The sequence below is a fragment of the Streptomyces cacaoi genome (genome assembly GCF_006539165.1).
GTDB lineage: Bacteria > Actinomycetota > Actinomycetes > Streptomycetales > Streptomycetaceae > Streptomyces > Streptomyces cacaoi.
Genome location: NZ_BJMM01000002.1, coordinates 585393 through 611416, shown reverse-complemented (window position 1 = coordinate 611416; position 26024 = coordinate 585393). Strand labels below are relative to the sequence as shown.

General features: G+C 74.4%; 21 protein-coding genes. 8 read left to right on the top strand and 13 right to left on the bottom strand.

Annotated features, from left to right (window positions below; genetic code table 11):
• The first annotated feature begins 22 nt into the window (after positions 1 to 22).
• The 3 genes from SCA03_RS02935 to SCA03_RS02925 all read left to right on the top strand — a co-directional run bounded on the left by SCA03_RS02935 (position 23) and on the right by SCA03_RS02925 (position 2807).
• On the top strand, positions 23 to 700 hold the full coding sequence (locus tag SCA03_RS02935) for a uracil-DNA glycosylase (RefSeq protein WP_030874779.1): 678 nt from the start codon (positions 23 to 25) through the stop codon (positions 698 to 700).
• A complete protein-coding gene (locus tag SCA03_RS02930) occupies positions 697 to 1731 on the top strand; it encodes an N-acetylglucosamine kinase (protein ID WP_230988455.1) in 1035 nt (344 codons plus the stop codon). The genes SCA03_RS02935 and SCA03_RS02930 overlap by 4 nt, the downstream gene beginning before the upstream one ends.
• Positions 1732 to 1850: 119 nt before the next feature.
• Positions 1851 to 2807: a sirohydrochlorin chelatase family protein gene (locus SCA03_RS02925; RefSeq protein WP_170298221.1), complete on the top strand. Its 957-nt coding sequence runs from the start codon at positions 1851 to 1853 to the stop codon at positions 2805 to 2807.
• A gap of 91 nt (positions 2808 to 2898) precedes the next feature.
• Here the strand turns inward: SCA03_RS02925 and SCA03_RS02920 are convergent, their stop codons facing one another.
• Positions 2899 to 3951, bottom strand: a complete 1053-nt coding sequence (locus tag SCA03_RS02920; RefSeq protein WP_141275184.1) for a lactonase family protein — start codon at positions 3949 to 3951, stop codon at positions 2899 to 2901.
• A 294-nt stretch (positions 3952 to 4245) separates the two neighbouring features.
• On the opposite strand from SCA03_RS02920, the gene SCA03_RS02915 reads away from it, so the two are divergent.
• Both SCA03_RS02915 and SCA03_RS02910 read left to right on the top strand, forming a co-directional pair.
• Positions 4246 to 4992 carry an HAD family hydrolase gene (locus SCA03_RS02915; protein WP_030874787.1) on the top strand — a complete coding sequence of 249 codons (747 nt, stop codon included), beginning with the start codon at positions 4246 to 4248 and terminating at the stop codon, positions 4990 to 4992.
• A gap of 165 nt (positions 4993 to 5157) precedes the next feature.
• Positions 5158 to 5658, top strand: a complete 501-nt coding sequence (locus SCA03_RS02910; RefSeq protein WP_086818440.1) for a DinB family protein — start codon at positions 5158 to 5160, stop codon at positions 5656 to 5658.
• Positions 5659 to 5736: 78 nt separating this feature from the next.
• Here SCA03_RS02910 and SCA03_RS02905 read toward each other — a convergent pair whose 3' ends face one another.
• The 4 genes from SCA03_RS02905 to SCA03_RS02890 all read right to left on the bottom strand — a co-directional run bounded on the left by SCA03_RS02905 (position 5737) and on the right by SCA03_RS02890 (position 12042).
• A complete protein-coding gene (locus SCA03_RS02905; protein ID WP_030889864.1) occupies positions 5737 to 8112 on the bottom strand; it encodes an ATP-binding cassette domain-containing protein in 2376 nt (791 codons plus the stop codon).
• Positions 8113 to 8299: 187 nt separating this feature from the next.
• Positions 8300 to 8971 carry a phosphoribosyltransferase gene (locus SCA03_RS02900; RefSeq protein ID WP_230988454.1) on the bottom strand — a complete coding sequence of 224 codons (672 nt, stop codon included), beginning with the start codon at positions 8969 to 8971 and terminating at the stop codon, positions 8300 to 8302.
• 50 nt (positions 8972 to 9021) lie between these two features.
• Positions 9022 to 9804 (bottom strand): dienelactone hydrolase family protein, encoded by a 783-nt coding sequence (locus SCA03_RS02895; protein WP_086814463.1) that lies wholly within the window; start codon positions 9802 to 9804, stop codon positions 9022 to 9024.
• 141 nt (positions 9805 to 9945) lie between these two features.
• Positions 9946 to 12042, bottom strand: a complete 2097-nt coding sequence (locus SCA03_RS02890) for an aconitate hydratase (RefSeq protein ID WP_086814464.1) — start codon at positions 12040 to 12042, stop codon at positions 9946 to 9948.
• Positions 12043 to 12271: 229 nt separating this feature from the next.
• Between SCA03_RS02890 and kilB the strand changes: the two genes are divergently transcribed.
• Positions 12272 to 12739: a plasmid transfer protein KilB gene (gene kilB, locus SCA03_RS02885; RefSeq protein WP_030874800.1), complete on the top strand. Its 468-nt coding sequence runs from the start codon at positions 12272 to 12274 to the stop codon at positions 12737 to 12739.
• Between the two features lie 46 nt (positions 12740 to 12785).
• On the opposite strand, the gene SCA03_RS02880 is transcribed toward kilB, so the two are convergent.
• From SCA03_RS02880 to SCA03_RS02860, 5 genes are all read right to left on the bottom strand, one after another.
• Complete coding sequence (locus SCA03_RS02880) at positions 12786 to 14195, bottom strand: UbiD family decarboxylase (RefSeq protein ID WP_086814469.1); 1410 nt, start codon at positions 14193 to 14195, stop codon at positions 12786 to 12788.
• A 430-nt stretch (positions 14196 to 14625) separates the two neighbouring features.
• Positions 14626 to 15561 (bottom strand): amidohydrolase family protein, encoded by a 936-nt coding sequence (locus tag SCA03_RS02875; protein ID WP_051855498.1) that lies wholly within the window; start codon positions 15559 to 15561, stop codon positions 14626 to 14628.
• Positions 15562 to 15657: 96 nt separating this feature from the next.
• The gene (locus tag SCA03_RS02870) at positions 15658 to 17901 is read right to left on the bottom strand and encodes a molybdopterin cofactor-binding domain-containing protein (protein WP_086814465.1); all 2244 of its coding nucleotides are present in this window, start codon (positions 17899 to 17901) and stop codon (positions 15658 to 15660) included.
• 136 nt (positions 17902 to 18037) lie between these two features.
• On the bottom strand, positions 18038 to 18778 hold the full coding sequence (locus SCA03_RS02865; RefSeq protein WP_051846324.1) for a GntR family transcriptional regulator: 741 nt from the start codon (positions 18776 to 18778) through the stop codon (positions 18038 to 18040).
• A 16-nt stretch (positions 18779 to 18794) separates the two neighbouring features.
• The gene (locus tag SCA03_RS02860; RefSeq protein ID WP_086814467.1) at positions 18795 to 20297 is read right to left on the bottom strand and encodes a nucleobase:cation symporter-2 family protein; all 1503 of its coding nucleotides are present in this window, start codon (positions 20295 to 20297) and stop codon (positions 18795 to 18797) included.
• Between the two features lie 323 nt (positions 20298 to 20620).
• Here SCA03_RS02860 and SCA03_RS02855 point away from each other — a divergent pair, with 323 nt between their 5' ends.
• Together SCA03_RS02855 and SCA03_RS02850 are read left to right on the top strand one after the other, a co-directional pair.
• On the top strand, positions 20621 to 22045 hold the full coding sequence (locus SCA03_RS02855) for an amidohydrolase family protein (RefSeq protein WP_141275183.1): 1425 nt from the start codon (positions 20621 to 20623) through the stop codon (positions 22043 to 22045).
• A gap of 25 nt (positions 22046 to 22070) precedes the next feature.
• The gene (locus SCA03_RS02850) at positions 22071 to 23072 is read left to right on the top strand and encodes a CobW family GTP-binding protein (protein WP_141275182.1); all 1002 of its coding nucleotides are present in this window, start codon (positions 22071 to 22073) and stop codon (positions 23070 to 23072) included.
• Positions 23073 to 23098: 26 nt separating this feature from the next.
• Here the strand turns inward: SCA03_RS02850 and SCA03_RS02845 are convergent, their stop codons facing one another.
• From SCA03_RS02845 to SCA03_RS02835, 3 genes are all read right to left on the bottom strand, one after another.
• On the bottom strand, positions 23099 to 23377 hold the full coding sequence (locus tag SCA03_RS02845; RefSeq protein ID WP_030874813.1) for a metal-sensitive transcriptional regulator: 279 nt from the start codon (positions 23375 to 23377) through the stop codon (positions 23099 to 23101).
• Between the two features lie 122 nt (positions 23378 to 23499).
• Positions 23500 to 24456, bottom strand: coding sequence for a formylglycine-generating enzyme family protein (locus SCA03_RS02840; protein WP_086816067.1), 957 nt, complete (start codon positions 24454 to 24456; stop codon positions 23500 to 23502).
• Positions 24456 to 25976 carry a sulfatase family protein gene (locus tag SCA03_RS02835; protein ID WP_230988453.1) on the bottom strand — a complete coding sequence of 507 codons (1521 nt, stop codon included), beginning with the start codon at positions 25974 to 25976 and terminating at the stop codon, positions 24456 to 24458. Before SCA03_RS02835 ends, SCA03_RS02840 begins: the two co-directional genes overlap by 1 nt.
• Positions 25977 to 26024 lie beyond the last annotated feature (48 nt).

The window sequence follows — 26024 nt, the reverse complement described above, 5'->3', positions numbered from 1 at the left end:
TGGACCAGTAGAGTGACGGCCCGTGACTGCACGACCGTTGAACGAGATTGTCGAAGCCGGCTGGGCGAAGGCGCTGGAGCCGGTCGCCGAACGGGTCGCCGCCATGGGCGACTTCCTGCGTGCCGAGATCGCCGCGGGGCGTACCTATCTGCCGTCCGGCGCGAATGTGCTGAGGGCGTTCCAGCAGCCCTTCGACGAGGTGCGGGTCCTCGTCGTCGGCCAGGACCCGTATCCGACGCCGGGGCATGCGGTGGGGCTGTCGTTCGCCGTCGCGCCGGACGTCAGACCGATTCCGAAGAGCCTGGAGAACATCTTCCGGGAGATGCACGACGACCTGGGGCTGCCCCGGCCCTCCAACGGCGATCTGACGCCGTGGACGCGGCAGGGGGTGCTGCTGCTCAACAGGGCGCTGACGACGGCGCCGCGCCAGCCGGCCGCGCACCGGGGCAAGGGCTGGGAGGAGGTCACCGAGCAGGCGATCCGCGCGCTGGTGGCGCGGGGGCGGCCGATGGTGTCGGTGCTGTGGGGGCGGGACGCCCGCAATCTGCGTCCGCTGCTCGGCGGGCTGCCCGCAGTGGAGTCCCCGCACCCCTCCCCCATGTCGGCGGACCGCGGCTTCTTCGGGTCCCGGCCGTTCAGCAAGGTCAACGAACTGCTGATGCAGCAGGGCGCGGCGCCGGTGGACTGGCGTCTGCCGTGAGCGCCCTGGTGCTCGGTGTGGACTCGGGCGGCTCCGGGCTGCGGGTGACCCTGGCACGGCGGTCGCCCGGCGCCGAGGGCCCGCGGGTGCTGGGCGGCGTCCGGTGCGCTGAGCCGGTGCGTACCGGGCCCGCGGGGATCGACGCGGACCACATGGCGGAGCAACTGCTCCCGGCCGTACGGGAGTTGTGTGCGGCGGCCGGGGCCGGCGGCGAACCGGTGGCGGCGGCGTGTGTGGGCGCGGCGGGGATGGCGACGCTCGGCGAGTCGCTGCGCACCCGGCTGCCCGGGCTCCTTCGGGAGGGCTGCGGGGTGCGTGCGCTGGTGCTGGCCGCGGACGCTGTGACGGCGTACGCCGGGGCGCTCGGCCAGCGGCCCGGCGCCGTGGTCGCGGCGGGCACCGGGATGGTCGCCACCGGCACGGATCTGTCCCGCTGGCGGCGGGCCGACGGCTGGGGGCATCTGCTCGGCGACTGCGGCGGCGGGGCGTGGATCGGCCGGGCCGGTCTCGACGCCGCGCTGCGCGCCGTCGACGGCAGGCCGGGGGGCTCGGCGGCGCTGCGCGCCCGGGCCGAGGAACGGTTCGGGGCTCCGCTGTCCGGGCTGCCCGCACAGCTGTACCCCCGCGCCGACCGGGCGGCCGTGCTGGCCTCGTTCGCGCCGGACGTCGCGGACGGCTGCGCGGAGGGCGATCCGGTGGCGTCCCGCATCGTGCGGGCCGCGGCCGAGGAGATCGCGGACAGCGCCGCCGCCGTCTGCCCGGCACAGGACGGCGGGGGCGGCGCGACCGACGCGACCGGTACGGCCGTCGTGGCGTGCACCGGGGGGCTGTTCCGGCTGGGCGAGGTGCTTCAGGGGCCGGTGCGTGCGGGGTTGGCGGCGCGGCTGCCGGGCGTGGACGTCGTCGAGGCGGCGGGTGACCCGCTGGACGGCGCGGTGCTGCTCGCACACGAGCTGGCGGCGGACCGGCTCGCGCTGCCCCGGGACCCCGCACTGCTGACGGTGACCGGGCCGGGCGCGCGGCAGGGCTGACGCCCCCCGGCGGCCGGGGGCGCAGACCGCCGCATTACGCCCGGGCGAATCGGGACATACACCCACCGGTCTCCCCCGGCCGAACAGGCGCGCCGGGCAAGGCATTAGCATGCGGGCGCATGAGCTCCCCCACAGGGCCGGACAACGGCCTGCCAGTACGAATGCCGCGTCCACGCCAGCCCGGAAGGCACCGCCGGCCGGAGCCCGTCGTGGCACCCGAGAACGCCCCCGCGCTGGTCCTGGCCGTGCCCGGCGCACCCTCCGGCAGCAGTCGCGGTCTCGCCGAGGAGACGCTGAGCATCGCCCGTTCCGAACTGCCGGGGCTCGACGCGCGTATCGCCTTCACCGAGGGCGACGACGAGGAGTTCCCGGGCATCCGGTCCGCGCTGATCCAGGCGGTCGCCGAGCGCGACGCACGGCTGCGCATGCTGCGCGAGTCCCCCGCCCCCGAGGGCGCGGAGGCCGCACAACCGCAGGAGGCCCGGCAGGACGACGGTCTGCCCGCCGTCGTCGTTCCGCTGCTGGCCGGGCCCGACGCCTCGCACATGCGGCGCATCCGGCAGGAGGTCCTGGACAGCGGCTGCGGCGCCGAGTTGACCGATGTGCTCGGTCCGCACCCGCTGCTGGCCGAGGGCGTCCACGTCCGGCTGTCGGAGGCCGGGCTGGCGCGTGCCGACCGGGCGCGGCTGTTCACCGTGGCGACGGCGGCCGACGGCATCATCCTGGCCACCGTCGGCGGCGAGGAGGCCGTGCAGGCGGCCGGTATCACCGGCATGCTGCTGGCGGCGCGGCTGGCGGTGCCGGTGCTCGCCGCCGCGCTGGACGAGGAGGGCGCCGTCGGCCGGATCGCCGAGCAGCTGCGCTCCTCCGGGTCGCGGCAACTGGCCATCGCTCCCTGCCTGATCGGGCCGGAGGTGCCCGAGGGGCTGCTGGAGGCGGCCGCCACCGAGGCGGGCTGCGCGACCGCCGAGCCGCTCGGTGCCTACACCGCGCTGGGCAAGCTGGTGGCCTCCACCTTCGCCGCGCAGGCGGGCATCGGCCGGCAGCAGGCACGCGAGGGCATGCCGGTACGGTGAGCCCGCGTCCGGGCCGCCGTCCGGGCGGCCCGTTCCGTGTGCCGGAGGCGTGCCCCCTCCCCGCTGTCGCGCGGCGCGGGGGCCGTGCCCGTCAGCCGAAGACCACGCAGGAGGCGGCCGGGGCGGCGAGGGAGCCGGCCCGGCGCGGAGTTCCGGTCGCCTCGTCGACCGTGAACCAGGTGACGTCGCCGGAGCGTTCGTTGGCGGCGTACAGCAGCCGGCCGGAGGGGTGGGCGGCCAGGTCCCGGGGCCAGTGACCGCCGCACGGGACGGTGCCGCGGAGTTCGGCGCGTCCGGCGGTGTCCAGGGCCAGCACGGCGATGCTGTCGTCCCCCCGGTTGGCCACCCACGCGAAGCGGCCGTCGGGTGAGATCACCAGCGCGGAGGGGAAGTTGTCCCCGCCCGGGGTTCCCGCGGGCAGCACCCGTGTCTCCTCCACCGGCTCCAGCGTGCCGCCGTCGGCGTCCCAACGGCAGCTGGTGACGGTGGAGTCCAGCTCGTTGACGATCAGAGCCCGGTCCGGCGAGGCGAAGGCCAGGTGCCGGGGGCCGGTGCCGGGACGCAGGGGCACTTCGCCGTGGGGGCGCAGGGCGTCGCCCGGGGCACCGCGCAGATCGAGGATCCACACCGAGTCGGTGCCCAGGTCCGTGGACAGCAGCCAGCGGCCCGAGGGGTCGGGCACGACCGCGTGCGCGTGCGGGCCCTCCTGGCGCTCCTTGTCCGGGCCGCTCCCCCGGTGCTGGTGGGTGCGGGCGGGCGGGACGGGCACGCCGGCGCCGTCCAGGGGCAGCGCGCTGACGTTGCCGGAGACGTAGTCGGCGGTCCACACGGCTCCGGCGGCCAGGGTCACATGGGTGGGGCCGGCGCCGTCCACGGGGGCCGGCTCGGCGAGCAGCCGCGGCTGTGCGGGGTCCGCCGTGGAGAGCGCGGCGACGGCCCCGGGATCGGTCTCGGAGACCGCGTACAGCAGGGGGCGCGCGGGATCGACCGCCAGGAAGGACGGGTCGGCCACGGCGTCCGTGTGGGAGCGCACCGTCAGGGCTCCGGTGTCCGGGTCGAGAGCGGCGGTGGTGATGCCCCGGCCGCCCGCCGAGGTGAAGGAGCCGATGAAGGCCCGGTGTCGGCTGTCTGCTCGGTCGGCCATCGCGCCGCCCCCTTCGCCGGTCCGCATGGAGGCACGACGTTAGCAGCAGGCCCCCTGGCCCGCCCTCCCCGCCGGGGCTCCGTACGGGCGGGCACGGCACGCGGCCTGCCCGGGAACGGGGCGCCGGGCGGGCGGTGCACCGGCCCGGCCCGCCCGGTCGGGGCGGCGCCGCACGGTGCGGAGGCGGGGCGGCCCGGAGGCGGGGCGGCGCGGGGCCGGTACCGGCTGGGTGCGGCCCGGGTCCGCGGCTGCCCTGGCGCTCGGTGGGGCGGGGCGGTTTGGCATGCTGGGGGCATGATCCACGCGCCGGGCGGTCCCGCTGTTCTCTTCGACCTCGACGGCACTCTCGTCGACAGCGAGCCCCTCTACTTCGAGGCGGGGCGGCGGCTGCTGGCGGCGCACGGGGTGCCCGGCTTCACCTGGGAGGAGCACGCGCGCTTCATCGGTATCGGCACCCGCGAGACCCTGGAGACGCTGCGCCGGGAGCACGGACTGGCCGCGCCCGTCGAGGAGTTGCTCGCCGAGAAGAACCGGCACTACCTCGATCTGGCCGCCGACGGTACCGAGGTCTTCCCCGAGATGCGGAAGTTGGTCGAGCGGCTGCACGCGGCGGAGGTGCCGTTGGCCGTCGCCTCCGGCTCGTCCCGTGCCGCCATCGACACCGTGCTCGCGGCCGGCGGGCTCGACGGTCTGTTCCCCGTGCGGGTGTCGGCCGAGGAGGTCCGCGCGGGCAAGCCCGAGCCGGACGTCTTCCTGGAGGCCGCCCGCCGGCTGGGGGTTCCGCCGGAGCGGTGCGTCGTCCTGGAGGACGCACCGCCCGGCGCCGAGGCCGCCCGGCGGGCCGGGATGCGGTGTGTGGCGGTCCCGTATGTGCACGGGACGGTGTCCGACCCGGCGTTCGCCTCGGCCGGGCTGTGTTTCCCGGGCGGCCAGCGGGAGTTCGACGCGCAGCGCGTGCTCGACTGGATCGCTGAGCAGCTGCCGTCCGCGGGCCGGGGCGCGTGCGCGGAGCCGGAAGACGGGCGCACCGGGGACGGGTGAGGGCCGGACGCCCGGCCGCGGCGGGGCGTCGCTCCCCCGGGATCGCGGGCCGGACGCTCCGGCGGGCCGGGCGGGCTGTTTTGCCGGAACCGCATGGTTCCGTGCCCGGTGGGGCGGGCCGGGTGAGACTCGCCGGACGCCGTCCCCGGCCGAAGGAGTCCTTCGATGAGCACGTCCGCCACTCCCCGCCGCGCCCGCACGGGCGACGCCCCGCCGCCCCGCACCCGGAACAGCGAGGCCGAGGTCCTGCGCGGTTTCCTCGACCATCTGCGGGCCTCGGTGGCCGCGAAGACGGAGGGCGCGCCCGAGCCCGGCGTCCGCACCCCCGGGGTGCCCTCGGGGACGAATCTGCTCGGGCTGCTCCACCACCTCACATGCGTCGAGCGGGCCACGTTCCTGGGCGAGCGGATCACCGACTGGCAGGAGACGTTCCGGGCGGCGCCCGGTGACGGCGTGGCCGAGGTCGTCGCCCGCTACCGGGAGGCGGTGCGGCAGGCGAACAAGGTGCTCGACGGGTGCACGGACCTCGGCGCGCCGGTCCCCCGCCCGAACGGCCCGGCGCCCCGCGTCCGTTGGGCGCTCACCCACCTGATCGAGGAGACCGGCCGGCACGCCGGTCACGCCGACATCCTCCGCGAGCAGCTCGACGGCGCGACCGGCCGCTGACGTCCCGCTGTCCGCCTCCCGCCCTGCTCTCCCCCCGCCCTTCCCCCGCCCTCCCGGCGCCGGGCCGCCCGTCCCGGGTCAGGCGCCGACGTAGGCCGCGAGGTGCTCCCCGGTGAGGGTGGAGCGGGCGGCGACGAGGTCGGCTGGGGTGCCCTCGTGGACGATCCGGCCGCCGTCGTGGCCGGCGCCGGGGCCGAGGTCGATGATCCAGTCGGCGTGCGCCATGACGGCCTGGTGGTGTTCGACGACGATGACCGACTTGCCGGAGTCGACGAGCCGGTCGAGGAGGGCGAGGAGCTGCTCGACGTCGGCGAGGTGCAGCCCGCTCGTCGGCTCGTCCAGGACGAGGACGCCGCCCTGCTCGGCCATGTGCGTGGCCAGTTTGAGCCGCTGCCGCTCGCCACCGGACAGGGTGGTGAGCGGCTGGCCGAGGGTGAGATAGCCGAGGCCGACGTCGGCGAGCCGGCGCAGGATCCGGTGCGCGGCCGGGACGCGGGTCCCGCCCGTGCCGAAGAACTCCTCGGCCTCGGCCACGGGCATCGCGAGCACCTCGCTGATGTCGCGGCCGCCGAAGCGGTGTTCGAGGACCGACGGCTCGAAGCGTCTGCCCTCGCACTCCTCGCAGGTGGTGGCGACCCCGGCCATCATCGCCAGATCGGTGTGCACGACGCCGGCGCCGTTGCAGTTCGGGCAGGCGCCCTCGGAGTTGGCGCTGAACAGCCCCGGCTTCACGCCGTTGGCCTTGGCGAACGCCTTGCGGACCGGGTCGAGCAGGCCGGTCCAGGTCGCCGGGTTGCTGCGCCGGGAGCCGCGGATGGGGCTCTGGTCGACGGACACCACGCCCGCGTCGGCGGGCATCGAGCCGTGCACGAGCGAACTCTTGCCGGAGCCGGCGACGCCGGTGACGACGGTGAGCACCCCGAGCGGGATGTCGACGTCGACGTCGCGCAGATTGTGCGCCGTCGCGCCGCGGATCTCCAGCCGGCCGGTGGGGGTGCGCACCGTCTTCTTGAGGGCGGCGCGGTCGTCGAAGTGGCGGCCCGTCACCGTGCCGGCGGACCGCAGTCCCTCGACGGTGCCTTCGAAGCAGACGGTGCCGCCCGCCGTGCCGGCGCCCGGGCCGAGGTCGACGACATGGTCGGCGAGGGCGATCGTCTCCGGTTTGTGCTCCACGACGAGCACCGTGTTGCCCTTGTCGCGCAGGCGCAGCAGCAGGGCGTTCATCCGCTGGATGTCGTGCGGGTGCAGGCCGACGGTGGGCTCGTCGAAGACGTAGGTGGTGTCGGTGAGCGAGGAGCCGAGGTGGCGGATCATCTTGACGCGCTGCGCCTCGCCGCCGGACAGGGTGCCCACGGGGCGGTCGAGCGAGAGGTAGCCCAGGCCGATCTCGTCGAACGAGTCGAGCGTGCGCCGCAGCGCGGTGAGCAGCGGGGCGACGGACGGTGCGTCCAGGCCGCGCACCCAGGCGGCCAGGTCGCTGATCTGCAAGGCGCAGGCGTCGGCGATACCGACCCCGTCGATCTTCGAGGAGCGGGCCGCCTCGCTGAGCCGGGTGCCGTCGCACTCGGGGCAGGCGGTGAAGGTGACCGCGCGGTCCACGAACGCCCGGATGTGCGGCTGCATCGCCTCCCGGTCCTTGGCCAGGAACGACTTGTGGATCTTCGGGAGGAGGCCCTCGTAGGTGAGGTTGACGCCGTCGACCTTCACCTTGACCGGCTCGTGGTGCAGGAAGTCGCGCATCTCCTGCTCGGTGTAGTCGCGGATCGGCTTGTGCGGGTCGAGGAAGCCGGATTCGGCGTACAGCCGCACGGTCCAGAAGCTGTCCGACTTCCAGCCGGGGATGGTGAAGGCGCCGTCGGCGAGCGAACGGGTCTCGTCGTAGAGCTGGGTGAGGTCGATGTCGGAGACCGTGCCGCGGCCCTCGCAGCGCGGGCACATGCCGCCGGCGCGGGTGAAGCTCACCTTCTCGGTCTTCTTGCCGCCGCGGTCGACGGTGATGGCGCCGCTCGCGCGGACGGAAGGGACGTTGAAGGAGAAGGCGTTGGGCGAGCCGATGTGCGGCTGTCCGAGCCGGCTGAAGAGAATGCGCAGCATCGCGTTGGCGTCGGTGGCGGTGCCGACGGTGGAGCGGGGGTCGGCGCCCATCCGCTCCTGGTCGACGACGATCGCGGTCGTCAGCCCGTCGAGGACGTCCACCTCGGGCCGCGCCGTCGTGGGCATGAAGCCCTGTACGAAGGCGCTGTAGGTCTCGTTGATCAGCCGCTGCGACTCGGCGGCGATGGTGCCGAAGACCAGTGAGGTCTTGCCGGAACCGGAGACGCCGGTGAACACCGTCAGCCGGCGCTTGGGCAGGTCGACGCAGATGTCGCGGAGATTGTGCACGCGTGCTCCGCGGACGCGGATCAGGTCGTGGCTGTCGGCCGGGTGCGCGGCGGGCGGCTGCGGGTCCGTCATCGTGTCTCTTTCTGCTCACGGGACCGGACGCGCTTCCCACCAGGCCGGGTGAACCGCCCGACGGTCGTCCGGCGCTCCCCCTCGGTGGTCCGGTGCGGGCCCTACGGTACGGGCACCGGGGGCCGGCCGCTTCTCCGTTCCTGACCGGTTCCGCACGGGGGCCGGGCCGCGGCCGCGGGGCGCCCGGTCACCGGGCCGTGGTGGGGTGGAGCGCCGCGACGACCTCTTCGTCGGACGTCTGCGGAAAGTCCTCGTACCACAGGCCGACCGCCTCGAACGGCTCCGGCTGCTGCGGGCAGATCACGACGTCGGCCTCCTCGCGCAGCGCCGTCACCGACTGGGGCGCGCCGACCGGCACGGCCAGGACGAGGCGTTCCGGGCGCTGGCGGCGCAGATGGCGCAGCGCCGCGCGGGCCGTGACGCCCGTGGCCAGACCGTCGTCGACGACGACCAGGGTCCGCTGTGCGGTGCGGGGTGCGGGGCGGTCGCCGCGGTAGAGCCTCTCGCGCCGGTGGAGTTCGCCGCGTTCGTGTGCCACCTCGGCGCTGAGCCGGTCCTCGGTCAGGCCGAGCATCTGGAGCGCGTCCGCGTCGAAGACGGGCGGGTCCTCGCCCGCGATGGCGCCGATGCCGAACTCGGGACGGCCGGGCAGGCCGATCTTCCGGGCGACGACCACGTCCAGTGGGGCCCGCAGCGCGCGGGCGACCTCCTGGGCGACGGGTACGCCCCCGCGGGGCAGCGCCAGGACCAGCGGATCGGGCAGGCCGTCGGCGCGCTGCATCTCCTCCAGTTCCCGGGCCAGCCGGCGGCCTCCCTCGGTGCGGTCGGTGTAGCGGAGATTCCCCGTCATGCCTGTCATGTCCGGCTCCTTTCTGGCTCCGCCGGGGCGGGCGGGGCACGGGTGCGGGGTCAAGGGCCGGTCCGCGGCGGCGGTGCGGTGAACCAGCCGGCCGCCTCGGCCGCCACGGCTTCCAGCGCTCCGGGTTCCTCGAACAGGTGGGTGGCCCCGGGGACGACGTGCAGCCGGTGCCCGGCCGTGAGCCGGGCGGCGGCCGCCTCGTTGAGCCGGAGCACCTGCTGGTCGTCGCCGCCGACGATGAGCAGCACCGGCGCCCTGACCCGGGGCAGGGCGTCCCCGGCCAGGTCGGGGCGGCCGCCGCGGGAGACGATCGCGCGTACCTCCTCGGGGCGCTCGGCGGCGGCCGTGAGCGCGGCGGCGGCGCCGGTGCTCGCGCCGAACAGGCCGACCGGCACGGCGGCGGTGCGCGCGTCGTGCACCAGCATGTCGACGGCGGCCACGAGGCGGCGGCCCAGCAGCGGGATGTCGAAGCGGTGCCGGCCGGTCCGGGCGTCGGCGCGCTCCTCGTCCTCGGTCAGCAGATCCAGCAGCAGCGTGCCCAGGCCCGCCTCGCGCAGGGTCCGGGCGACGGCGCGATTGCGGGGGCTGAACCGCGAGCTGCCGCTGCCGTGGGCGAACAGCACACAGCCGCGTGCGCCGGGCGGTAGCTCCAGGTCGCCGGTGAGCAGGGCGCCGTCGGCGTCGACGTGCACGGTCTCCTCGGCCTCCCGGGCGCCGTCGGCCGGCGCGGCTCCGTCGGTTCCAGCGGCTCGGTCGGCTCCGCCGGCTCTCTGCGCCCGGCCGGCCTCGTCGGCCTGGGCGCCGCTCTTCCCTTCCGGGGCTTCCTCGGCCATCGCTGTTTCCCCTCGCCGGGTCCGGGTGCGCGGGCGGGCCCGGCGGCGCGCCTGCCGCCGTCGCGGGGCTGCGCCCACGTCCCGACGCGGGTGCCCAGCGGGTGCGCGGCTCAACCACGGACGCGGGGGGGGGCGGGGCGGTCAGGCGTCCGGGTCCGCTGCCTGGTCGGCGCCGGGCTGTGCGCCGGTGCTGCCGTCGCCGGCCTCCTCGGCGGCGAGCGCGGGGATGATGCCGCCGGCCAGGACGGAGGCGCGGCGCCCGGCGGGCAGCCGGTGGCGGAGCCGGTATTCCTCGCCGCGGGTGGTGTTCCGGGCGACCAGCCGGGGTTCGGCGCCGGGGGCGAGCGCGGCGTGCAGGCCGGACAGGTGCAGGACGTCGCCCTGCTCGATGCGGTCGTGGTCGGCCGGATCCTCGAACTCCAGGGCCAGCACACCGAAGTTGGCGAGGTTCTGCCAGTGGATCCGGGCATACGACTTGGCGATCACCAGCCGCAGGCCGAGATAGCGTGCGGTGAGCGCCGCGTGCTCCCGTGAGGAGCCCTGCCCGTAGTTGTCGCCGCCGACGACGGCGTGGCCGCCCCGGGCCTCGTCGGCGGGGTGGGAGTCGCGGTGCCCGGCCGCCCGCTCCGGGTAGGTCGGGTCGATCCGGGTGAAGGTGAATCCGGCGAGCTTGGGAATGTTGGAGCGGTAGGGCAGGGCGCGGGCACCGGCCGGTGAGATCTCGTCGGTGGAGACGTCGTCGCCGGTCCTCAGCAGCACCGGGACCTCCAACTCGTCCGGGAGCGGCCCGAGTTCGGGCAGGGCGGAGATGCCGGGGCCGCGGTCCAGCTCCACGCGCAGGGCCTCCTCGGCGGGCAGCGGTTCCTGGAGCATGGTGCGGTTGACCGGCTCCCGGCGCAGCGTGGGGACGTCGGGCGGGGAGAGCCCCGCCTGCCGGGCCCAGGCGCGCGGGTCGGTGACGGCTCCGGTGAGCGCGGAGGCGGCGGCGGTCTCGGGCGAGCACAACCACACCGCGTCGTCCTCGGTACCGGAGCGGCCGGGGAAGTTGCGCGGGAAGGTGCGCAGGGAGTTGCGTCCGGCGGCGGGGGCCTGGCCCATGCCGATGCAGCCGAGGCAGCCCGCCTGGTGGACGCGGGCGCCGGCCTGGATGAGGGCGGTCATGTCGCCGGCGCGGGTGAGGTCGGTGAGCGTCTCGCGGGAGGTGGGGTTGATGTCGAAGCTGACGCCGGGCGGGGTCTGGCGGCCCTTGGCCATGGCGGCGGCCACCGCGTAGTCGCGCAGACCGGGGTTGGCCGAGGAACCGATGACGGCCTGGTCGCAGGGCTCACCGGCGACCTCCCGCACGGGGACGACGTTGCCGGGGGACGTGGGCCGCGCGATCAGGGGTTCGAGCGAGGAGAGGTCGATCTCCTCGGTGAGGTCGTAGCGGACGTCGGCGGCGGGGGTGATCTCCCGGTGGGCGTCCTCGCGGCCCTCGCTGCGCAGAAAGGCCCGTACCGTGTCGTCGGCGGAGAAGACGCTGGTGGTGGCGCCGAGTTCGGCCCCCATGTTGGCGATGACGTGCCGGTCCATGGCGCTGAGCGAGGCGAGCCCCGGGCCGTGGTACTCCAGCACCCGGTTGACCGCGCCCTTGACGCCGTGGCGGCGCAGCATCTCCAGGACGACGTCCTTGGCGCTGACCCAGTCGGGCAGCCGGCCGGTCAGCCGGACGCCCCAGATCTGCGGCATGGTCAGCCGCAGCGGCCGGCCCGCCATGGCCAGGGCGACCTCCAGGCCGCCGGTTCCGACGGCGAACATGCCCAGCGAGCCGGCGGCGCAGGTGTGCGAGTCGGAGCCGGCCAGCGTCTTGCCGGGGATGCCGAAGCGCTGCATGTGCACCGGGTGCGAGACGCCGTTGCCGGGCTTGGAGTACCACAGCCCGAAGCGCCGGGCCGCCGAGCGCAGGAAGGCGTGGTCCTCGGCGTTCCGCTCGTCGGTCTGGAGGATGTTGTGGTCCACGTACTGGACGCTGACCTCCGTGCGCACCCGGTCCAGCCCGATGGCCTCCAGCTCCTGCATCACCAGGGTGCCGGTGGCGTCCTGGGTGAGCGTCTGGTCCACCCGCAGCCCGATGTCGCCGCCCGGTTCCAGGGTGCCCTCGACCAGGTGCGCGGCGATCAGCTGATGCGCCACGCTGCCGTTGGCGCCGGCTGCCTGCTCGCGGCCCTGCCCGGGCTGCCGACGGTCCCGCTCCTGCATACGGCCACCTCCCGCTCTCGCACCGTCGCGCACGGTCGTCCTGCTGCTCCGTGCGTCGGCGCCGTCCGGGTACCCGTGCCGCGGCGGACGACGCACCGCCACGGTCCGCAGGGCGGTGGCCACTGTGCGTACCGGAGTCGGCGGGCACCTCCGGACCGGGTCCGCCGCCGCGCGGTGCGACGCCCGAACTCGGGGGCGCGGTGGGCCGGTTGTGTGGTCGGCTGGGTGCGTGGAAGCCATCTGGACGAGTGTGGTCGCGGTCGCGGGCACGCTGCTGGGCGCGGTGATCACACACGCTTTCCAGCGTGTCGAGTCCCGGCGCGGCGAGGCGTTCGCCCGGGCCGAGTCGCTGCGCCAGGAACGCCTCACCACCTTCAGCGCGTTCGCCGGAGCCGTGGAGGACTACCGGCGCGGCCAGGCGGAGCGCTGGTTCCGCTTGCAGGAGGACCCGGCGGCCGAGGCGTACGCCGAGGCCAGGGACGAGGCGCACCGGCTGCGCACGGTGGCCCGGCAGGCGCTCTACCGGGTCGAGCTGCTCACCGCCGACCGGGAGGTGATCGCCGCGGCGGAGCACGCCTACGCGTGCGCGCGTGACGTCTCGCACGCCCGGGACCGGGGCGAGCGCAACGAACGGGACGCCCGCGCCCGGAGCGCCGTCGAGGCGTTCGTCGCGCGGGCGTCGCCGCTGGTCCGCTGAGCCGGCGGGCCGGGGTGCGCCGTGCCCGGGAGGCGGCGCGGGCGGCTCAGCCGGGCGGGCGCGCCGGTCCCGCGGGAGAGTCGAGGAGGCGCCGGGCCGTGCGGGTGCTGCTCGGGGAGACGGTGATGCGGGTGCCGTCGAAGCCGGGGCCGCGGGTGGCGTCGACGGCCATGCGGGAGGTGGTGCCGTCGACCGTCGAGGAGGGGTCGAGCGGGCTGCCGGGCAGGCCGTCGACGACGAACACGTCGCGGTGCGGCTGTGTGTGGGCGGCCATCGCCCAGAGCACCTGTTCGTCCCGGGTGACGTCCACGTCGTCGTCGACGGCCACCACCGTCTTCAGATACGGGTCCCAGCCGAGCAGGCCGAGCATGATCTGCCGGGCCTGGCCGGGCCGTCCCGGCCGCAGGGCGACATAGGCGTGGAAGTGGGTGCCGGAGGTCGGATAGTGCAGGGCGGTGACCTCGGGGAAGCGTGCGGTGAGCTTCTCGGCCATCTCCGACTCGCGGGGGATCCGGGCCAGATTGAGATGTTCGGCGCTGTTCCCGCCCACGACGTCGAGCAGCACGGCGTCGTTCCGGCGCAGCACGGTCTCGACGGTGAGGACGTTGTGCGTGGAGCGGTCGGAGGAGTAGCCGGAGAACTCGCCGAACGGACCCTCTTCGGCGTGGAGTTCGGGATCGATGAAGCCTTCCAGGACGCACTCGGCGCTCGCGGGGACGCGGATGCCGTACCGCGGGGTGCGCACCACGTCGAGCGGCGCGCCGAACAGGCCGCCGGCGATGTCGCGTTCGTCGGTGGACGGGCCGACGCGGGCGGAGGCCGCGAGCATGAACAGCGGATGGCCGCCGATCACCATGGCGACGGGCAGCCGCTCGCCCCGCTCGGCGGCGAGCCGCAGCAGCTGCCACAGGTGCCCGCGCGAGTGCAGACTCGTCGCGAGCGTGTCGCGGCCGTCGACCATGGCCCGGTGGTAGCTGAGGTTCCCGGCACGCCCGGGCACCCCGGCGGGCGCCTCGGCCGCGATGATGCCGCTGGTGAGGTACGGGCCCCGGTCGGAGGCGAAGTGCCGGATGAGCGGGAGCGCGGCCAGGTCGATGTCCGCGCCCTCGGTGCGGTGGTCCAGCACGGGTCCGTGCGGCAGGACCCGGGGCTCGGTACGCCGTGCGGCGGCGGCCTGGTAGGCGGTGTGCAGCCCGGCGGGGCCGGTGCCCAGCAGCCGGGCGACACGGCTGCGGGAGGCGAAGACGTTGGTGACGAGCACGGTGCCGTCCAGGCCCTCGACGTCGGGGCAGACGAGCATGTCGGTGCGTCCACGCGCGGCCAGTTCGAGGACGAGCGCGGCCACGTCCTCCCCCGCGATCCGCTCCCGGACGGTCAGCACCTCCGCGCCGCCCGGGCCGGTGCTCTCGTCGAGGAAGGTGTGCAGATCCTGGGGGTCGCTACGGCTGGGGCGCATGGGCATCGGCTCCTGGGGTTCGGCCGCGACGGTGCGCGCGGACGCCGAGGGCGGGAGCGCGCGGACGCCGGGGGCGGGAGCGCCGGGACCGGGCGCCGGGCCGGGCACCTGGCAGGCCCGCTGCGGGCCCCGTGTGCGGGCTCCCGGCTCCCCGCGATCCCGGCGGACGGGCTCCGCGGGCCCGGGCACGTGAACTCCGGGCGCCGGCAAGCGGGTTCGGGGCTCTGGTCTCCGGGCTCCGGGCTCCGGGCTCCGGGCTCCGGGCTCCGGGCTCCGGGCCAGCGAGTGAACTCCGGGCTCCGGCAAGCGGGCTCCGGGCTCCCACACCCCGGCAGACGGGCTCCGGACTCCGGACTCCGGCACATGACTCCGGGCTCCGGCAAGCGGGCTCCGGCGCGCCCCCGTTCTCCGGGCGCGCCGGAGGGCGGGGTCAGGTCCGGGCGGTGGACGCCGGTCCGGCCGTCGCGTAGGTGTCCTTCAGCCGGAGCTGCGCCTCGGCCTGGTCGCGCGGCGGCGGTGTCGGCTCCATACCGAGCAGCCTGGCCATGTTGTTGCCGAGGTAGCCCTCCAGGTCGTCCTCGGACAGGTGCATGCCCTGGGGCGGCGGCCCGCACAGGACCTCCAGCTCGCGTGCCCACATGCCGGGTTCGTTGGGCGGCGAGTCGGTGCCGAAGACCATCTGGTGGCGCTCCATCTGCTGGGCGAACTCCACGATGCGCGACTGGAGCAGCCACCCGGACTCGCCGTAGACGTTCGGGCTGTCGAGGATCATGTACAGCGCCTCGAAGCAGTAGACGCCGCCGGTCTGCACCCCGAAGTGGGCCAGGATGAAGTTGACGTTCCGGAACTCCCGGATGATCGGGTAGAACTGCGTGGGGATGGAGTACGGGCCGTCGCCGGTGTGGATGAGCACGACGACGCCGAGTTCGTCGCAGACGCGCAGCACGGGCCGCAGCCAGTCCAGCGCCCGGTCCGGCCGGTAGGCGTGCATGTTGGCGTGGAGCTTGAGCATCTTGTAGCCGTACTCCTTCACATGGAAGGCCAGCTCCTTGGCGCCGTTCTCCGGTCCGAAGCGCGGGTTGTACATGAAGTTGCCGATGAACCGGTCGGGGTAGGTCGTCACCAGCTCGGTGATGTACGCCATGTAGTCGCGGATGCCCTCGCGGCCGGTGCGCATCCCCTCCTGCCAGACGCTGTTGCCGGGCGGCGGCATGATGCAGCCGTAGTCGATGCGGCGGGGTTTGCCGTTGATGAGGTACGGCTTGTCCATCATCTCCAGCATCCGCTCGCCGGTGAACGGCTCCCCGTCGTGGCGCCATGCCTGGTCGACGACGTTCGTCGGGTGCAGATGGGTGTCGATGATCATGTGCTGTCCTTCCCTGGGTCTGGTCCGCGGTGCGCGCGGTCGCCCCCCGCGTGGCGGGGCCGTGCCGAACCGTCCGGTGAACCCTGCGGGCCCGCCTCACCTCCCTTCCGCGATGTCCTCGGGGCGCACCGGCACCCTGGCCAGCTCCAGGCCCGTCGCGGCGCGCAGGGCGTTGGCGATGGCCGGTGTGGAGGACAGGGTCGGTGGCTCGCCCACCCCGTTGAGCCCGTACGGGGAGTCGGGGTGGGGCAGTTCGAGAAGGTCGATGGGGACCGCCGGCATGTCGGCGATGGTCGGGATGAGGTAGTCGGTGAAGGAGGGGTTGCGTACCTGGCCGCCGGACACGTGCAGTTCCTCCATGAGCGCGAGCCCGAGGCCCTGCGCGCTGCCGCCCTCGATCTGCCCTTCCACGGCACGCGGGTTGACGGCCTTGCCGACGTCCTGCGCGGTGGCCGGCTCGACGACCTTCACCAGGCCGAGTTCGGTGTCGACCTCGACGACGGCACGGTGCGCCGCGAAGGCGAAGGCGATGTGTGCATCGCCCTGGCCCCGCTCGTCGTCGATGGGGTGGGTGCGCCGGTGCCGGTACGTGAACTCGGCCTCCAGCGGGCCGTGTTCGGCGAGCACGGCCGCGACGGGCCCGTCCCCCAGGTGTGTGAGCTTCTCCCGCAGGACCTTGCAGGCGCCCTGCACGGCGCCGCCGCTCATCCAGGTGATGCGCGAGGCGGAGGAGGATCCGGCGTCCCCCGCCGTGGTGTCGGCGGGCAGCACCACGACGCGTTCCACGCCCAGTTCGGTACGGGCGATCTGGGCCTGCACGGTGACGATGCCCTGGCCGCACTCGGCCGCGGCCGTGTGGATCTCGGCGACGGGTTCGCCGCCGGCCAGGGACAGCCGTACCCGTGCGGTGGAGCTGTCGTCGACGCCGCCGGAGAAGCCGATGGCCTTGACGCCGAGGGCGTAGCCGACGCCGCGGTGCACGGACTCGCCGCGTGTGGTGCGGCCCTGCCCGCCCGGCAGGCCGAACGGGTCGGCCGCCGGGTCCGGCCGGGGCGGCAGCGGCCGGTCGCGCAGCCGGCGCAGCAGCCGCGCGGCGGGCGCCGGGCCGTCCACCGGCTGGCCGGTGGGCAGCACGGTGCCCGTCGTCATGGCGTTGCGCAGCCTGAGTTCCACAGGGTCGGTGCCCAGCGCGTGTGCGAGCTTGTCGAGATTGGACTCGACGCCGTAGCACGACTGAACGGCGCCGAAGCCGCGCATCGCGCCGCACGGCGGGTTGTTGGTGAAGACGGCGTAGCCGTCGATCTCGGCGTGCGGCACCTCGTAGGCACCCGCCGCGAAGTAGGAGCCGTTGGCGATGACGACCTGCGAGGTGGAGGTGTAGGCGCCGCCGTCGAACAGCAACTTCGCGCGTACGAAGAGCAGTCGGCCCGCGCGGGTGGCGCCGTGCTCGAACCACATCTTCGCCGGGTGGCGGTGGACGTGGCCGAAGAAGGACTCCTGCCGGTTGTAGCTCATCTTGACCGGCCGCCCGGTGTGCAGCGCCAGCATCGCCGCGTGGATCTGCACCGAGACGTCCTCGCGCCCGCCGAAGGCGCCGCCGACGCCGGAGAGGGTCAACCGGACCTTCTCCGGCGGCAGTCCGAGCGCGGCGCACATCTGCCGCTGGTCGTCGTGGAGCCACTGCGTGGAGACGAACATGTCGACGCCGCCGTCCTCGCCGGGCACGGCCAGGCCCGACTCCGGGCCCAGGAACGCCTGGTCCTGCATGCCCACCTCGTAGACGCCGCTCACCACGACCTCGGCGCGCCGCCGGGCCCCGGCCGTGTCCCCGTGCCGGATGCGGACGTGCCGCACGATGTTGCCGCGCCGCCCGTCGACGCGCTCCTCGTGGACGAGCGGGCCCGCGCCGCGCAGGGCCTCCTCGGGGTCGGTGAGCGCGGGCAGCGGGGTGTACTCGACGTCGATGAGCCGCAGGGCACGGCGTGCGGTCTCCGGGTGGTCGGCCGCCACCAGGGCCACCGGCTCGCCCTGGTGGCGGACCCGGTCGGCCGCGAGCACGGGCTGGTCGGCGACCTTCATCCCGTACCGGGGCCGGCCGGGCACGTCCCGGTGGGTGAGGACGGCGAGCACACCGGGCAGCGCCAGGGCGCGTGCGGTGTCCAGGCGCACGATCCGCGCAGCGGGGTGCGGGCTGCGCAGGGTGGCGCCCCACACCATGCCGTCCCACCGCATGTCGGAGGCGTAGGCGAAGGCCCCTGTGACCTTCAGGGCGCCGTCCGGCCGGAGCGCGTTCCCGCCCACGGCCCCGGCGGGCGCGCGGACCCCGGTGGTGGTGCTCACTGGCGGTCACTTCCCTTCTCACTGGCGGTGATACGGGTGGTGCGCTGAGCGGGAGACGGCGGGAGGCACCCCGGACGGCGACGCGAGGCCGACCGCCGGATTACATCTTTCTGTGCCGTGTCGTGCCGTGCCGTGTCTAGCTCTCCGGCGCGGCCTCCTCGGGCAGGGGCCGCACGGTGGAGCGGTCGGGCCGGGGTTCCGGGCCGGCGGCGACCGCCTGGGAGAGCCGGATGCGCAGCCGGCGGATGTGCTCTCCCGCGGCCCGTTCGGCGGCCTCGGCGTCACCCGCGGTCATCGCGGCGAAGACGCGCCGGTGTTCCTCGACCGCGAGCCGTGCCGCCTCGGGGCTGCGCCACAGGGAGTGCAGCGCCAGATGCGCCTTGCCGTGGATGTTCTCCAGGGCGGCGCTCAGATGGGTGTTGCCCGCGACCTCGCGGATCAGCCGGTGGTAGGCCATGTCCATCTCGATGTGCCGCTTCTCGTCGTATCCGGAGGCCACCAGGCGTTCGTGCTCCTCCAGCAGGGCCCGCAGTTCGGCGACCTTCGTGGCGTCGAGCCGTTCGGTCGCCAGCCGGGCCGCCAGCCCCTCCAGGGCCTCGCGCACGGTGTAGAGCTGGCGCACGTCCTCCAGGTCCACCGTGGCCACGACGGCACCGCGGTGCGGGACATGGGTGGCGAGGCCGTCGTGGATGAGGCGCTGCACGGCTTCCCGCACCGGGCTGCGGCTGATCCCCATCTGCACCGCCAGGGCCGGCACGGACAGGGAGTCCCCGGGCCGCAGGCGGTTCGCCAGGACGGCCCCCTTCATCTCCTCGTACGCACGGTCCGCCAGCAGGCTCCCCCCGGTGACGGGGTTGACGGCTCGCTCCGTCGGCATGGTCGCCATCCTCGGGTCACGTCTTCTCTCGCACTGGGGTTTCATGTTGCATGTAATCCTCGGGGGCGTCAATGCCCGTACGTACGGGGCCGGTTGGTGTACTTGCCGGGTCCGCCTCGTCCTGTGCGGCGCTCTCGGGGTCCGGCTTCCCGCGCCGCCACGGCACCGGCACATGGTGGAAGAACAGGTTGAACAGGACGGCGGAGAGGGTGCCCAGGATGATGCCGCTCTCGAAGAGCGCATGCAGCTGCTCCCCCGGCATCCGCTGTGCGAACTGCGGATAGGCGGTGGGCAGGAAGCCGATGCCCAGGCTGGCGGCGACGAGGATGGTGTTGCGCTGGTCCGCCAGGTCGGCGCGGCGCAGGATCTGCACGCCCACCACCGCGATCGTCCCGAACAGCACGAGGGTCGCGCCGCCGAGCACCGAGGCGGGCATGGCGGCGATCACCGCACCGATCTTCGGCATCAGCCCGAGCACCAGCATCAGCACACCCGAGGCCGCCACGACCCAGCGGCTGCGTACCCGGGTGAGCCGCATGAGGCCGATGTTCTGCGAATAGACCGTCGTCGGAAAGGAGTTGAGCACCCCGGCGACGCCCGTGGCCAGCCCGTCGGCGCGCAGCGCCCGGACGATCTGGCGGCCGTCCGGGTCCCGGCCGACGATCCGGCCGACCGCGAAGAACTGCCCGATGCTCTCGGCCGCGATGATGACCATGACGAGCAGCAGGGAGAGCACCGCCATCGTGTCCCAGCGGGGCGCTCCGTAGTGCAGGGGCGCGCTCGCGCCGATCCAGGAGGCGTCCCCGATCCCGGAGAAGTCGGCGCGCCCGGCCAGCGCGGCGAGCAGGGTGCCGACGGCCAGCCCGATGCCGACCGCGACGGTGGCGAGGAACCCGCGCGAGACCTTGTTCAGCAGCACGATGACCGCCAACGGGACGGCGGCGAAGCCCAGATGGGCCGGGCTGCCGAAGTCGTGCGCCTGTGCGTCTCCCCCGCCGACCTGCCGTGCGGCCACCGCCAGCAGCGTCACACCGATCACCACCAGGATCGATCCGGTGACCACGGGCGGGAAGAACCGCACCAGCCGGCTGAAGACGGGCGCGATCAGGAACATCGCGAGCCCCGCCGCGATCACGGCGCCGAAGACGGTCGGCAGCCCGGCCCGCGCGCCGCCCGCGGCCACTCCGACGGAGACGAGCGAGGGCACGGCCGTGGTCGACATGCCCTGCACCACCGGCAGCCGGATGCCGACCCCGGGCAGCCCGACGGACTGGAGGATCGTGGAGATGCCGCAGGCCAGCAGCGAGGCGTTGATCAGGGCGGCGACGTCGGCGCCCCGCAGCCCGATGCCCTCCGCCACCAGCAGCGGCATGACGACGGCCCCCGCGTAGAAGGCGAGCACGTGCTGGAACCCGTAGACGGCCAGTCGCCAGACGGGCGGCACCTCCTCGACGGGGTCGCGGCCCTCTGCCGGGAGGGGACGGGGCCGTGCGGTGCGGCCCGGTCGGAAGCGGAACATACGGGTTCTCCCTCCTCCACCGCACGGCGGCGGATGCCCCTTGTCGCGCCCGAAACATTGCATGCAACATAGGGTCGCCCCGGGGTCTGTCAAGGCGTCGCGCACCGGCCCCATGTGTGGCCGCATGCCCGGCAACCGGCCCGAACTCCCCTGCTGACGTGCGTTTTCCGCTGCCCGTGTGCCCTGGCAGGCCGTCAACTCGGTACACACGAAGCCGGTTTGTCGACGCTCCCGCTCCCTTGACACCGTCGCGCACCGGCGCATTACATGTTTCAGGCAGATGCACGGCCGAGCCCGCGCCCCGGCGCCAGCGAAGGAGCCGCATGACTGCTACGGAAGACCCGGACTGCGATCTGCTGCTCACGGGCGGCACGGTCGTCACCGTCGACGCACGGCACACGATCCACCGGCCCGGCGCGGTCGCCGTCACCGGCAACCGGATCACCGCCGTGGGCCCGGCCGACCGCCTGGCCGGGCTGCGGGCCCGCCAGGTCGTCGACTGCCGCGGGCAGGCGGTGCTGCCGGGCCTGGTCGACGGCCATACGCACCTCTACCAGGCCCTGTTCCGCGGGCTCGGCGAGGGGCTGTCGATCGTCCCGTGGCTGTGCACGTTCATGTGGCCGGTCTCGATCGCCGTCACCGGCGAGGACGCGGAGGCCGGTGCCCGGCTCGCCGCCGCCGAGGCACTGCGCGCCGGCATCACCACCGTCGTCGACAACCACTACGCGCCGACGGACCTCGCCACGGTGCTGCGGGTGGCGGCCGTGGTCGAACAGGCGGGGCTGCGCGGGGCGGTGGCGCGCGGCATCGTCGGCGAGCGGACCCCGCTCGCCGCCCGGCGCGGCCAGCCGGACGCCCTCTTCCGCCACTCGTCCGCCGAGGAGCTGGAGTTGACCCGGGAGGCCGTGCGCCGGCATCCGCCCGGCTCGAAGGTGGAGGTCTGGCCGGCGCCGCTCAACCTCACCTATGTCGGCCAGGACCTGGTCCGGGCGGCCGTGGAGCTGGCCGAGGAGCTGGGCACCCGCTGGCACACCCACTGCTGCGAGGGCAGCGGCGATCCGGCCGGGTACGCCGAGGAGTACGGGGTCCGGCCCGTCGCCTGGCTCGCGGCGCAGGGCCTGCTGGACGCGCGGGCGACGCTGGCGCACGCGGTGTGGCTCGACGAGCGGGAGATCGCGCAGGTGGGCGCCGCCGCCGCGGGCGTCGCGCACAACCCGGTCTCCAACGCCTATCTGGCCTCGGGCACGGCCCCGTTGGGTGCCCTGCGGGCGGCCGGCGCGACCGTGGCGCTCGGCAGCGACGGCCCGGCCTGCGGGCACCGCCAGGACCTGTTCGAATGCATGAAGCAGACGGTGCTCAACCAGCGTCTGCACACCCTCGATCCGACCGTGCTCCGCGCCCGGGACGCGCTGGAGATGGCCACCCGGGAGGGGGCACGTTACGCGGGCGTCGACGCGGGCCGTCTGGAGCCGGGGCGGCTGGCCGACGTGATCGCGGTCGATCTGGAACGCTCGCATCTCCAGCCGGTGCACGACGTGGAGAGCACGCTGGTCTACGCGGCGCGCGGCTCCGACGTGGTGCTCACCGTCGTCGACGGACGGATCGTCCACCGGGACGGGCACTGCGTCCGCGTGGACGAGCGGGCCGCGGCGGCCGAGGTGCGGCAGCGTGCCGGGGAGCTGCTCGCACGCGCCGGCGTTCCGGCCGGGCCGGCCGGCCCCTCCCCCGCGCCCCGCCCCACCCGATGAGTCCGACGCCCTCGGAAGGACGCCGATGAGCAGCAGCGAGAAGACCCCCGTGACCGTTCTGACCGGCTTTCTCGGCGCGGGCAAGACGACGCTGGTCAACCACATCCTCACCGCGCACCACGGACAGCGCATCGCCGTCGTGGAGAACGAGTTCGGCGATGTGCCCATCGACAACGGGCTCGTCGTCAACACCGACGAGGAGATCTTCGAGATGTCCAACGGCTGCTGTCTGTGCTGCACCGCGCGCACCGACCTGATCGACATCCTGCGCACGCTGCGCGCACGCGACCGCGTGGACCGGGTCCTCATCGAGACCAGCGGCATGGCCGACCCCAACCCGGTCGCCCAGACCTTCTTCGTGGATGAGGAGGTGAGCGCGCACTACGCGCTGGACGCCGTCGTCACCCTCGTCGACGCCAAGCACGTCGGTACGCATCTCGACCGGCACACGGCGGACGGGGTGGGGCACCAGGTCGTCGACCAGATCGCCTTCGCCGACCGGATCGTGCTCAACAAGACCGATCTCGTCGACGCGGCGGACATCGCCGCGCTGACGGAGCGGCTGCGGGGCATCAACGCCACGGCCGAGGTCCTCACCTCCAGCCACGCCGACGTCGACCTCACCGCGATCCTCGGTGTGGGGGCCTTCGATCTGGCGCACACCATGGCCGTCGACCCGGGCTGGCAGGACGAGCGGGAGCACCACCACGATCCCGAAGTGGCCTCCGTCAGCGTCGAGTTCGACGGCGCGCTGGACCGTGCGGCCTTCGAGAGCTGGCTGTCCGGGCTGGTCGGGGCGCGCGGCGGGGATCTGTACCGGCTCAAGGGCATCGTCGCGCTCGACGACCATCCGCGCCGGTTCGTCCTCCAGGGCGTCCACCGGATGTTCGAGCTGCAACCGGCCTCGGCGTGGCGCGGGGAGCCCCGCGTCAGCCGGGCCGTGTTCATCGGCAAGGGCCTCGACCGGGAGGAGCTGACCTCCGGGCTGCTCGGCTGTGCGGCACGGGGCCGCGTCCCGGCCGGGTGAGACCGCGCCCCGGGCGCGGGCCGGGCTCAGGCCAGGGACAGGAAGAGCTTCTCCAGGCGGGCCCGCATCTGTGCGGAGTCCCGGGCCGCCGGGTCGCCGTCGGCCATGCACTGCTGGAGGCCCGTCGCGATGATCGAGAAGCCGGCCCGGTCCAGCGCCCGGGAGACGGCGGCCAGCTGTGTGACGACGTCCTCGCAGTCCCGGCCCTCCTCGATCATCCTGATGACGCCCGCGAGCTGCCCCTGCGCACGGCGCAGCCGGTTCAGCGCCGACTTCAGCTCGTCGGCGGACATGTCCAGTTCCACGCAACCTCCCATGAATACCCCGGCGGGTATCATAACGGGTGCTGCGGACCGCCCGGGACGACGCCTGCCGCCGTTGCCGCGGGACCTGGCCGCCCGGTGCCGGCGGCGGGGCCGTGCGCAATTCAGCTGCGGTCGGGCGGCACGTCGCGGACCACGCGGAAGCCGACGTTGCCTGTGGTGCTGTCCGGGGTGTTGGCGGTACGTGCCGCGACGCGGTAGCGGTTGCAGTAGGAGGCGTGGCACAGATAGGAGCCGCCGCGCATCGCCCGCTGCCCCGGGTCGCCGGGGCGCCAGGTGTCCGCCGTCCACTCCCAGACGTTGCCGGCGACGTTGTACAGCCCGAAGCCGTTGGGCGGGTAGGCGTGCACCGGGGCGGTGCCCCGGTGGCCGTCCTCCGCGGTGTTCCGGGACGGGAAGCTGCCCTGCCAGATGTTGCAGCGGTGCGCTCCGCCGGGGGTCAGCTCGTCGCCCCAGGGATAGCGGGCCTGGTCCAGCCCGCCGCGGGCGGCGTACTCCCACTCCGCCTCGGTGGGCAGCCGCCCGCCGTCCCAGGCGCAGAAGGCGCGCGCGTCCGCCCAGCCGACGTGGGTGACGGGATGGTCCCAGCGCCCCTCCAGGCCGGAGCCGGGCCCCTCCGGCGCGTCCCAGCGGGCTCCTTCCACCCCGCACCACCACGGAGTGGCGTCCGGGCGCGGTGACACCTTGCGCAGGCGCCCGGGCAGGAACGTGGCGAACACATAGCTCCAGCCGAAGCGTTCGGCCTCGGTGCGGTGGCCGGTCGCCGCCACGAAGGCGGCGAAGCGCGCGTTGGTGACGGCGTACGCGTCGACGGCGAAGGGCGCGACGGTGACCTCGCGCACCGGGCCCTCGGCGTCGCCCGGGTTCGCGTCGTCGTCCTCGCTGCCCATCCGGAAGGTGCCGCCGGGCAGCGGGATCCGTTCGCGGTGGGCCGCGGCCGCACCGTCGGGCACGCCGGGTACCGGTGTGTGCGCGCCGGGCTCCGGCGTCCCGGCGTCGTCCGGCCGGCGTGCCGGGGCGCAGCACGAGGGGGCGCCGGGCCGGGGGTCCGCGGCGGGCATCAACGTCCGGCGCCCGCGCGGCCGGACCCGGGAGCGGTGCCGGGCGCGCTCTCGAACGCCGAGAGCGTGGTGTCGTAGTCGGTCTCCACGTCGTACATGGGTGTCATCCAGTGGTAGAAGTTGTCGCCCCGTTCGCGCAGCAGGTGGTAGAGGGTACGCACCAACTCGGCCCGCACGTCCCGCAGTTCGGGGTGGCCGTAGCGGTTGTGCAGCTCGTCGGGGTCGGTGTGCAGATCGTAGAGCTCGTTGTGCGACTCGGGGTTGACCACCAGCTTGTAGCGGTGGGTGCGCAGCATCCGCTGAGGGTACGGGAAGTGGTGGCCGTGGAACTCGGCGAGGTGGTGCGGGGCCCACTCGGGCCGTTCGCCGGCGGCCAGCGGCAGCAGGCTGCGGCTGTCGACGGCGGGCCCGGGGTCGCTGCCCGCGAGGTCGAGGATGGTGGCGGTGCAGTCGGTGAGCGAGACGAACTCGTCGCGGACCTGCCCGGCCGGTGCGCCGGGGACCTTCAGCAGGCCGGGTATCCGGTAGATGTCCTCGTACATCGCGGGGCCCTTGTCGTGCAGCCGGTGGGCTCCGGTGAACTCGCCGTGGTCGGCGGTGAAGAACACCGCGGTGTGCTCCTCCAGGCCCAGTTCGCGCACCGCGTCGAGGATCCGGCCGATCTGTTCGTCGATGAGGGTCACATAGCCCCAGTAGACGGCGATCAGCTTGCGGCTCTCCTCCAGCGGCATCGTGTCGAAGGCCCACAGCCTGCTGTAGTTGCGCTGCACGGGCGGCTTGGCGGCGAAGGTCTCGCTCACCGAGGCCGGCAGCTCGACCAGCGCCGGGTCGTACATGTCGTAGTAGGCGTCCGGCACGATGTAGGGCAGGTGCGGGCCGAAGAAGTGCGTGGCCAGGAAGAACGGCCGGTCCGCCGCGGCGCCCGGCTGCTGTGGCGGCACCCCGGTGCCCTCGGCCGCCCAGCGGCGCAGCATCTCGATGGTGCGGGTGGCGAGGTAGTGCTCGAAGGTCGCCTCGACGGGCTGTCGCAGCCGGGCCGCGAGGAGGTTGCCGGGGCTGCCGTTGGGTGTGGTGCCGCGCACGGGGTCGGTGATGCGGTAGGGCGGCAGGCCGGACTCGGACAGGTACGCGAGGTAGTCGGGGTGGTCCACGGGGTTGTGCCAGCCGGCCAGGTCGGGGCCCTCGAAGCCGTAGTCGGCTGCGGTCCGCCGCACTCCGCCGTGCCACTTGCCCAGCAGGCCCAGCCGGTAGCCCTCGCGGCGCAGTTGCTGCGCGAAGGTGAACTGGTCCTCGGCGAGGTCCTCCTGGTAGCCGACGTTGCGTTCGTAGTTGGCCAGCAGCTTGTGGCGGAACGGTGCGGCGCCGGTGAGCAGGCTGGCGCGGGCCGGGGTGCAGATGGCCGTGGGGGTGTAGCAGCGGGTGAACCGGGTGCCCTCGGCCGCGAGCCGGTCCAGGTGGGGGGTGCGGACGTGCGGGTTGCCGTAGGCACCGAGGGTGTCCACCCGGTGCTGGTCGGTCATCAGGAAGAGCATGTTGGGGCGCACGGGGACCCTTTCGCTTCGGCCGGC

Coding starts and splice junctions, on each gene's coding strand:
- SCA03_RS02925 (WP_170298221.1), top strand. CDS start 1,851: ATGAGCTCCCCCACAGGGCCGGACAACGGCCTGCCAGTACGAATGCCG.
- SCA03_RS02880 (WP_086814469.1), bottom strand. CDS start 14,195: ATGCGCCCCAGCCGTAGCGACCCCCAGGATCTGCACACCTTCCTCGAC.
- SCA03_RS02905 (WP_030889864.1), bottom strand. CDS start 8,112: ATGACGGACCCGCAGCCGCCCGCCGCGCACCCGGCCGACAGCCACGAC.
- SCA03_RS02915 (WP_030874787.1), top strand. CDS start 4,246: ATGATCCACGCGCCGGGCGGTCCCGCTGTTCTCTTCGACCTCGACGGC.
- SCA03_RS02890 (WP_086814464.1), bottom strand. CDS start 12,042: ATGCAGGAGCGGGACCGTCGGCAGCCCGGGCAGGGCCGCGAGCAGGCA.
- SCA03_RS02895 (WP_086814463.1), bottom strand. CDS start 9,804: ATGGCCGAGGAAGCCCCGGAAGGGAAGAGCGGCGCCCAGGCCGACGAG.
- SCA03_RS02860 (WP_086814467.1), bottom strand. CDS start 20,297: ATGTTCCGCTTCCGACCGGGCCGCACCGCACGGCCCCGTCCCCTCCCG.
- SCA03_RS02855 (WP_141275183.1), top strand. CDS start 20,621: ATGACTGCTACGGAAGACCCGGACTGCGATCTGCTGCTCACGGGCGGC.
- SCA03_RS02840 (WP_086816067.1), bottom strand. CDS start 24,456: ATGCCCGCCGCGGACCCCCGGCCCGGCGCCCCCTCGTGCTGCGCCCCG.
- SCA03_RS02865 (WP_051846324.1), bottom strand. CDS start 18,778: ATGCCGACGGAGCGAGCCGTCAACCCCGTCACCGGGGGGAGCCTGCTG.
- SCA03_RS02900 (WP_230988454.1), bottom strand. CDS start 8,971: ATGACAGGCATGACGGGGAATCTCCGCTACACCGACCGCACCGAGGGA.
- SCA03_RS02920 (WP_141275184.1), bottom strand. CDS start 3,951: ATGGCCGACCGAGCAGACAGCCGACACCGGGCCTTCATCGGCTCCTTC.
- SCA03_RS02835 (WP_230988453.1), bottom strand. CDS start 25,976: ATGACCGACCAGCACCGGGTGGACACCCTCGGTGCCTACGGCAACCCG.
- SCA03_RS02875 (WP_051855498.1), bottom strand. CDS start 15,561: ATGATCATCGACACCCATCTGCACCCGACGAACGTCGTCGACCAGGCA.
- SCA03_RS02850 (WP_141275182.1), top strand. CDS start 22,071: ATGAGCAGCAGCGAGAAGACCCCCGTGACCGTTCTGACCGGCTTTCTC.
- SCA03_RS02910 (WP_086818440.1), top strand. CDS start 5,158: ATGAGCACGTCCGCCACTCCCCGCCGCGCCCGCACGGGCGACGCCCCG.